This is a genomic window from Streptomyces sp. NPDC001348, assembly GCF_053597535.1.
Map to the genome: position 1 here is coordinate 158,878 of NZ_JBSFIK010000016.1, position 7,352 is coordinate 166,229.

7 protein-coding genes and 1 pseudogene are annotated in these 7,352 nt (G+C 70.9%); 6 read left to right on the forward strand and 2 right to left on the reverse strand.

Going from position 1 to position 7,352, the window contains the following annotated elements; translation table 11 throughout:
• The first annotated feature begins 2 nt into the window (after positions 1-2).
• The 4 genes and pseudogenes from ACWC21_RS19195 to pflA all read left to right on the forward strand — a co-directional run bounded on the left by ACWC21_RS19195 (position 3) and on the right by pflA (position 3,832).
• Positions 3-1,277 carry a sensor histidine kinase gene (locus ACWC21_RS19195; protein WP_450883259.1) on the forward strand — a complete coding sequence of 425 codons (1,275 nt, stop codon included), beginning with the start codon at positions 3-5 and terminating at the stop codon, positions 1,275-1,277.
• A complete protein-coding gene (locus ACWC21_RS19200) occupies positions 1,277-1,945 on the forward strand; it encodes a response regulator (protein WP_450883261.1) in 669 nt (222 codons plus the stop codon). The genes ACWC21_RS19195 and ACWC21_RS19200 overlap by 1 nt, the downstream gene beginning before the upstream one ends.
• Before the next feature lie 40 nt (positions 1,946-1,985).
• A pseudogene (locus tag ACWC21_RS19205) lies at positions 1,986-3,125 on the forward strand (pyruvate formate lyase family protein); the annotation flags it as partial.
• Entirely contained in the window at positions 3,122-3,832 is a 711-nt protein-coding gene (gene pflA / locus ACWC21_RS19210; RefSeq protein WP_450883263.1) for a pyruvate formate-lyase-activating protein, read from the forward strand. The pseudogene ACWC21_RS19205 and the gene pflA, both read left to right, overlap by 4 nt.
• 22 nt (positions 3,833-3,854) lie before the next feature.
• Here the strand turns inward: pflA and ACWC21_RS19215 are convergent, their stop codons facing one another.
• A complete protein-coding gene (locus tag ACWC21_RS19215; RefSeq protein WP_450883265.1) occupies positions 3,855-4,160 on the reverse strand; it encodes a hypothetical protein in 306 nt (101 codons plus the stop codon).
• Between the two features lie 91 nt (positions 4,161-4,251).
• Positions 4,252-4,647, reverse strand: coding sequence for a VOC family protein (locus tag ACWC21_RS19220; protein WP_450883267.1), 396 nt, complete (start codon positions 4,645-4,647; stop codon positions 4,252-4,254).
• A 260-nt stretch (positions 4,648-4,907) separates the two neighbouring features.
• On the opposite strand from ACWC21_RS19220, the gene ACWC21_RS19225 reads away from it, so the two are divergent.
• Together ACWC21_RS19225 and ACWC21_RS19230 are read left to right on the forward strand one after the other, a co-directional pair.
• Complete coding sequence (locus ACWC21_RS19225; protein WP_450883279.1) at positions 4,908-6,191, forward strand: MFS transporter; 1,284 nt, start codon at positions 4,908-4,910, stop codon at positions 6,189-6,191.
• Positions 6,192-6,288: 97 nt separating this feature from the next.
• The gene (locus tag ACWC21_RS19230; protein WP_450883269.1) at positions 6,289-6,765 is read left to right on the forward strand and encodes a hemerythrin domain-containing protein; all 477 of its coding nucleotides are present in this window, start codon (positions 6,289-6,291) and stop codon (positions 6,763-6,765) included.
• The last annotated feature ends 587 nt before the right edge of the window (positions 6,766-7,352 follow it).

Genomic DNA, 7,352 nt, shown 5'->3' on the forward strand with positions numbered 1-7,352 from the left:
CCGTGACCATCGATGACATCAGCGGGATGGGTCCGCTGGTCGCCCGGCTCTCCCGGGGCGGCCAGCGGTTGCGGCAGGCCGACCGGAGCCATCCCTGGGTGCTGGACACCGCGGTCGTGGCCCTGGTCTTCCTGATGTTCTGCCTGCCCGACCTGCTGCACGGCGGTGCCGGCGACGGCGACGGCCCACGCCGCTTCCGGCTCGTCTTCACCCAGCTTCCCGTCGCGGGCATGCTGGCGCTGCAGGCCGGTCTGGTACTGCCTCTGCTGTGGCGGCGGCGCAGGCCCCTGGCGGCCTTCGGCGCCGTCGCTGCGGTGTTCGTCCTGCAGTGGTCCCTGGGTGTGGCGCTCCGTGCGGACGTCGCCCTCTTCGTCGCTCTGTACAGCCTGGCCCTGCACGGCCGGCTGAGGCAGCTGCCGTGGGCATGCGCCGCCATGGCGGGTGCCATGGTGCTGGTCGCCGTACGCGTATCCGCGGCCGTGTCCGTCTGGGACGCGCTGTTCTTCCTGCTGAGCACGACGACCGCGGCCCTCGCGCTCGGTCTGGTGGTCCGCATCCGCCGGGCCCAGCTCGCCGGACTGCGAGACCGGGCCGCCCGGCTGGAGGTCGAGCGCGACCAGCGAAGCAGGCTGGCCGCCGTCACCGAACGCACCCGCGTCGCCCGCGAGATGCATGACATCGTCGGCCACAACCTCTCCGTCATCATCACGCTCGCCGACGCGGGCGCCTACGCGACCGACAGTGCACCGGAACGCGGCAAGGAGGCCCTCCAGCTCATCGGTGACACCGGCCGGCAGGCCCTCAGCGAGCTGCGGCGCGTGCTCGGTGTGCTGCGCGATACGGCGGACGGCCCTTCCGCCGGCCCCGAACTCAGCCCACAGCCCGGCATCGCGGACATCGACGCCCTGTGCGCCAACGTACGGGCCGCCGGACTGGAGGTCGTCTACCGGACCTCCGGCGAGGTGGACGCTCTGGACAGCGGGGTGCAGCTGACCGCGTACCGCATCGTCCAGGAGGCTCTCACCAACACCCTGAAGCACGCGGACACCGACACCCGGGTGCAACTGACGATCATCGAGTCGGACACCCGGCTGACCATCCGGGTCCAGGACACCGGCCCGGCCGTACCGCCTGGGCCGCACGAGGAGGGGCATGGGCTGGTGGGTATGCGGGAACGGGCGGCGCTCTACGGCGGGACCGTCAGCGCCGGGCCGGTGAACGGTGCAGGATGGAGTGTCGAGGCCGTCCTCGACCTCACGCCCCAAGGCGGTGTGTGATGACCACCGTGCTCATCGTGGACGACCAGCCCCTGCAACGCTACGGTTTCCGCCTCCTCCTGGACTCCGTCCCCGAGACCACCGTCCTCGGTGAGGCCGCCCACGGCGCCGACGCCGTCCGCAAGGCCGCCGAACTGCGTCCGGACGTCGTCCTGATGGACATCCGCATGCCCGGCATGGACGGCATCGAGGCCACCCGCCGTATCGTCGCCGCCGGGGAGCGTTCGCGTGTCCTGGTGCTCACCACCTTCGACCTCGACGAGTACGTCCACGCCGCCCTCCGGGCCGGTGCCAGTGGCTTCCTCCTCAAGGACGCGCGCCCCGAGGACCTTCTCGCGGGCATCCGGGCCGTCGCCCTCGGAGACGCGGTCATCGCGCCCGCGCTCACCCGGCGCATCCTCGACGAGTTCGCGCGCTACGTCCCCGCCCACTGCGCGGAAACCGCGGAGGACCCGAGGCTGAGCTCCCTCACCGACCGGGAACGCGAGATCCTCGTCGCCGTCGGCAAGGGCTGGACCAACGGCGAGATCGCCTCCCGGTTCCACCTGTCCGAGTCCACCGTCAAGACCCATGTGGGCCGAGTCCTGGCCAAGATCGGCGCCCGTGACCGCATCCAGGCCGTGATCTTCGCCTACGACCACGGCCTCGCCCGGCCCAACGCGGACTGAGCCCTCGAGCCGCGGCAGACGGTCCTGCTGCGGCACCGAGATCACCTCGCACGCGCCCGGCTACATCGACCGCGACCGCGAGCTGATCGTCGGTCTGCAGACCGACGCCCCGCTGAAGCGCGCGATCATGCCCAACGGCGGGCTGCGGATGGTCGAGAACGGACTCAAGGCGTACGGCTACGCGCCCGACCCGTTCGTCACCAAGGTCTTCGGTACCTATCGCAAGACCCACAACGACGGCGTCTTCGACGCCTACACCCCCGCGATGCGGGCCGCCCGCAGGGCGGGCATCATCACCGGGCTGCCGGACGCGTACGGCCGCGGCCGGATCATCGGCGACTACCGGCGCGTCGCGCTGTACGGCACCGACCGCCTGATCGACGCCAAGCGCGCCGAACGCGCCCTGCTGGACGCCCGCCCCTCGACCGAGCACGTCATCCGCGACCGTGAGGAACTCGCCGAACAGACCAGGGCCTTGGGCGAGCTCACCCGGATGGCGGTCACCTACGGCTGCGACGTCCCGCGCCCCGCAGCCACCGCCCACGAAGCCGTGCAGTGGCTCTACCTCGGCTACCTCGCCGCCGTGAAGGAACAGAACGGCGCCGTGATGTCGCTGGGCCGCACCTCGACCTTCCTGGACGTCTATCTCCAACGGGACCTGGAAGAAGGCGTCATCGACGAGACACGCGCCCAGGAGCTGGTCGACGACTTCGTCATCAAGCTGCGGATCGTGCGCTTCCTGCGCACCCCCGAGTACGACGCCCTGTTCTCCGGAGACCCGACCTGGGTGACGGAGTCCATCGGCGGCATCGGCACGGACGGCCGCCCGCTGGTCACCCGGACCTCCTTCCGCTTCCTGCAGTCCCTGTACAACCTCGGCCCGGCCCCCGAACCCAACCTGACCGTGCTGACCACGACGATCACTCCGGAGGGGCTGGGGCACGTCCCCGGGGACCGCGCGGCCCACCTGGTCGGCATCCTCGACGCCTACATGGCCTCCGGTGGCTTCTACATGAACGTCAATGTGCTGAACCGGGCCACCCTGGAGGACGCGATGGAACACCCGGAGAAGTAACCGGAGTTGACGATCCGGGTCTCGGGTTACGCCGTGAACTTCGTCCGGCTCACGCGTGAGCAGCAGCTCGACGTGATCAGCCGCACCTTCCACGGATCGCTGTGAACACCGCGACCGACGCGACGGTGGGCCCTGCCCCGGCCACGGGCCGGATCTTCGTGAGCGGCTGCCCGCTGCGCTGTCTGTACTGCGCCAACCCCGACACCTGGCACATGCGCGACGGACGGGAGGCCACCGTCGACGAGGTGATGGCGGAGATCGACAAGTACCGGTCCTTCATCACCACGGCCGGGGGAGGGGTGACCCTCACCGGCGGTGAGGCGCTCCTCCAGCCCGCGTTCACGGCCGCCGTGCTCCGCCGTTGCAAGGAGGCCGGACTGCACACCGCCCTGGACACGTCCGGCTGCCTGGGCGCCCGCGCCGGTGACGAACTCCTCGCCGACACCGACCTGGTTTTGCAGGACATCAAGTCCTTCGACGCCGGTACCTATCGGGAACTGACCGGCGGTGAACTCGCCCCCACGCTGGACTTCGCCAGGCGTCTGGACCGGCTCGGCAACCGGGTGTGGATCCGGTACGTACTGGTGCCCGGCTGGACCGACTCACCGGGTGCCGTGTCCGGCCTCGCCCGCTTCCTCGCCGACCTCGGCAACGTCGACCGCGTCGACGTCCTGCCCTTCCACAAGCTCGGCGCCGCGAAGTACGAGGCACTCGGCGTGCCCTTCCGCCTGCGGAACACGCCGATCCCGGGGCCCGAACTGGTCGGGCGGGTCCGGGACCAGTTCCGTGAGCTGGGCCTGAACGCCTCCTGAGCGGCTCAAGTGCCCGAACCGGTCAGGCCTGCCTCACCCGCACTTCCCCGCTGGACCGGTCCGCCTGCACCGCGAACCCGGCCCGCGTGAGGGTCTCCAGCAGAGCGTGCCGTAAGGCGGCACGCATGCCCTCGTACTCCGTGTCGGCCCTACCGGCGGGGTCCAACTCGTCCGCCGGCGCCCAGCCCACTATCACCGCGTCCAGCTCCCGGCGAACCCGCAGCCCCGTCCCCTCCGTCGCACTCGCCGACGCGATATCGAACCCGGCCCGAGCAAGCGTGCGGCAGACATCCGAGAACAGTGCCCGCAGAAGAGCTTCATCACTCATGCACGAAACCTACACAAGGAGGGGCTGCGAAACGGAAGCGGTTGCGAGTGCCCCGGCTGATCGGCCGGGGCAGGACCACACGAGACGCCCCCTAGTCCTGCGGTGCCAAGCTGCGCAAGACGTCGAACTCGTTGCCCTCGGGGTCAGCCATGACCACCCAGTTCCGGTCCGGGCCCTGGCCCACGTCCACCCTGACGGCGCCGAGACCGAGCAATCTGGTCACCTCGTCCTCGGTGCTGCGGTCGATCGGGCTGACGTCGAGGTGAAGCCGGTTCTTGACGGTCTTGCCCTCAGGCACGCGGATGAACATCAGGGTGGGCGGCATCTGACGGGCCCGGACTTCCTCGACGGTTGGCACCCAAGAGCCGATCTCGACCTTGTCCCCGCTCCGGTCGATCACCTTGAAGTCCAGGACCTCGCACCAGAAGGCCGCGAGCCTCTCCGGATCATGGCAGTCAACGGTCAACTCGGTGAACCTGCTCGTCATGCTTCTCCCAGATAGTACGGACGGGGCACAGCGTAGGCCTGTCATGAGCGGCCCTCTCCCACGGCACCACCCTCTGCGCGGGCCCCGAGGGGACGGCACGACCCGACCGCGGGACCGTCCGCCCGGTGGCAGGGACTCATGGCCCATGCCCCGCAAGTTTCCGGAAGCCGAGAGTGGTTGAGGGCGTCGATCTTCGCGTGCGAGATCCGCGTGGGCTGCCCATGTCACAGGACAACCGCAAGAGGGAAGGGACGGACACCATGGTCCAGTCGTCGACGATGGAGAGTGACAGGACGGGCTCGGGCGCACCGGTGCCCGGTCGGGCCTGGCTGATGCTGGCCCTGGCGACCGTCGGGTTCGCCGTCAACTTCTGGGCCTGGGCGCTGCTCAGTCCGCTCGGCCCGCGCTTCAAGGACAACCTGGCGCTGTCCTCCTTCCAACAGTCGCTGCTGGTGGCGGTACCCGTCGTGGTCGGCTCGCTGGGGCGCATCCCGGTCGGCGCTCTGACCGACCGGTTCGGCGGCCGGGTGATGTTCCCGATCGTGTCGGCGGCCACCATCGTGCCGGTGCTCTACCTCGGCCTGGCCGGGCACTCCTCGCTCACCGCGCTGCTGGTCGGCGGGTTCTTCCTCGGCGTCGGCGGTACCGCCTTCGCGGTCGGAGTGCCGCTGGTCAATGCCTGGTTCCCGCCCGAGCGGCGCGGACTGGCGATCGGTGTCTTCGGCGCGGGCATGGGCGGCACCGCCCTCAGTGCCCTGACCACCGTGAAGCTGGTCGACGCGCACAGCACGTCCACCCCGTTCCTGATCACCGCCGCGGTGCTCGCCGTCTACGCGGCCCTCGCTGCGCTGCTGCTGCGTGACGCGCCGGGACGCACCGTGCCGACCGAGCCGCTGGCCCGCCGTCTCGCGGCCACCGCCCGGCTCGGCATCACCTGGCAGGCGTCCGCGCTGTACGCGGTGGCGTTCGGGGGGTACGTCGCCTTCTCCGTCTACCTGCCCACCTACCTCAAGACCGGCTACGGCCTCACTCAGGCCGACGCGGCCAACCGGATGGCCGGCTTCGTCCTGCTGGCCGTCGCGATGCGGCCGGTCGGCGGCTGGCTGTCGGACCGGATTGGACCGGTGCGGGTGCTGACCGGTGCGCTGAGTGTGGTGGTGGCGGGTGCTGTGGCACAGTCGTTCACCCCGGCCCTGGCACCGGTGGGCACCGCCGCCTTCCTGGCCATGGCCGCCGCGCTCGGCGCCGGAAGCGGGGCGACCTTCGCTCTGGTGGCCCTGCGGACCCCGGCCGACCGGGTCGGCTCGGTCACCGGTGTGGTCGGCGCCGCGGGCGGCCTGGGCGGCTTCCTGCCGCCGCTGGTGATGGGCTCGCTCTACGGCGAGTACGGGACGTACGCGGCCGGCCTGATCCTGCTGGCGATAGTGGCCGCAGCGGCGCTGGCCTACACCCTTACGGGTGTCCGTGCCGCCGCCGAAGGCGGGGACCGCAAGTCGCGCGCGGGTCGGCACGGGCACCACACCACGGCCGGGACCACCGCGTAGGCGCGGCCGGGGCGAAGAGGAACGAAGGCCGAGATGGCTGAGCCGGCCGACAAGGCCGGCAAGGCCGACAAGACCGACAAGGACAGGGAGAAGGCCGGTGTGTGAGTACTGCGGCTGCCAGTCGCTGGTGTCGATCGACGAGTTGACCCGGGAACACGACGAGGTCGTCCGTCTGATCAGTCACCTCCGGCTGGCACACCGGCAAGGTGACGTGGCCCGTATGGCGCGGGTCGCCGGCGAGATCGCGGCTGTGCTCGGCCCGCACACCCAGGTGGAGGAGCACGGGCTGTTCCCCGCGATGGCCGGGGACTTCCCCGAACAGATCGCCGCACTGGAGGCCGAGCACCGCCGCATCGAGGCGGTGCTGGCCGAGGCCGCCGACGGCGCCACGCCTTCGGATCCGGCCTGGCCGGACCGGCTGCTGGATGCCATGGCCCTGCTGCGTGATCACATCCTCAAGGAACAGGACGGCGTCTTTCCGGCCGCCCTCGCCAACCTCACCACCGAGGAGTGGGAAGCGGTCGAGGCCGTCCGTGCCAAGGCGGGCGGCGCCCTGTCCCGGTCGTCCACCTGACCGGCCGCACTCCGGCCTGACGGGCGCAATCCACATCGGCCCCGTGCCCCCGCTCCGTCCGAGCGGGGGCATGGGGCCGGCCGCTGCAAGCCCGGGCCCGCCGTGGAACGGACGGGCTCGTAGCGGCGCCTGGCTCACCGAGCGCGGGTGCCCCGCGGTCGCTCCCGCCGGGGCCTCCGCGTAGTCCGACGAGCATGTGGCCGACGGTGCCTGCCCGTTCCGGCCGCCCTGCCCGGCGGTGGTGTCTTCCGCACAGACGTGAGTTCCGTAGGTGTCGGTCTTCCGTCCGCCCGGGGAGAGGCACGGTCCAGTCCACGCGGTGCCGGTGGGACCGTTCGGCGTGACGCGGCGGGGGAAGGTGCCGATGACGATGTCAGGGCCTGGTAAGCACCTGTCCGTGGCACCCGGTCAGGTGCCACGGACGGATGTGATGAGGTCACCGGAACGGGACCGGAGTTCTCACGCCTTGGCGGTTCGGTCCCTGCCTGCGTCCGGTCGGCCCTGCGTGCCCCAGGAGTAGGCCGTGCGCATGATCTCCTGCATGTCGTCGAGCATCGGCATGCGCGGGTTCGCCGGTGCGCACTGGT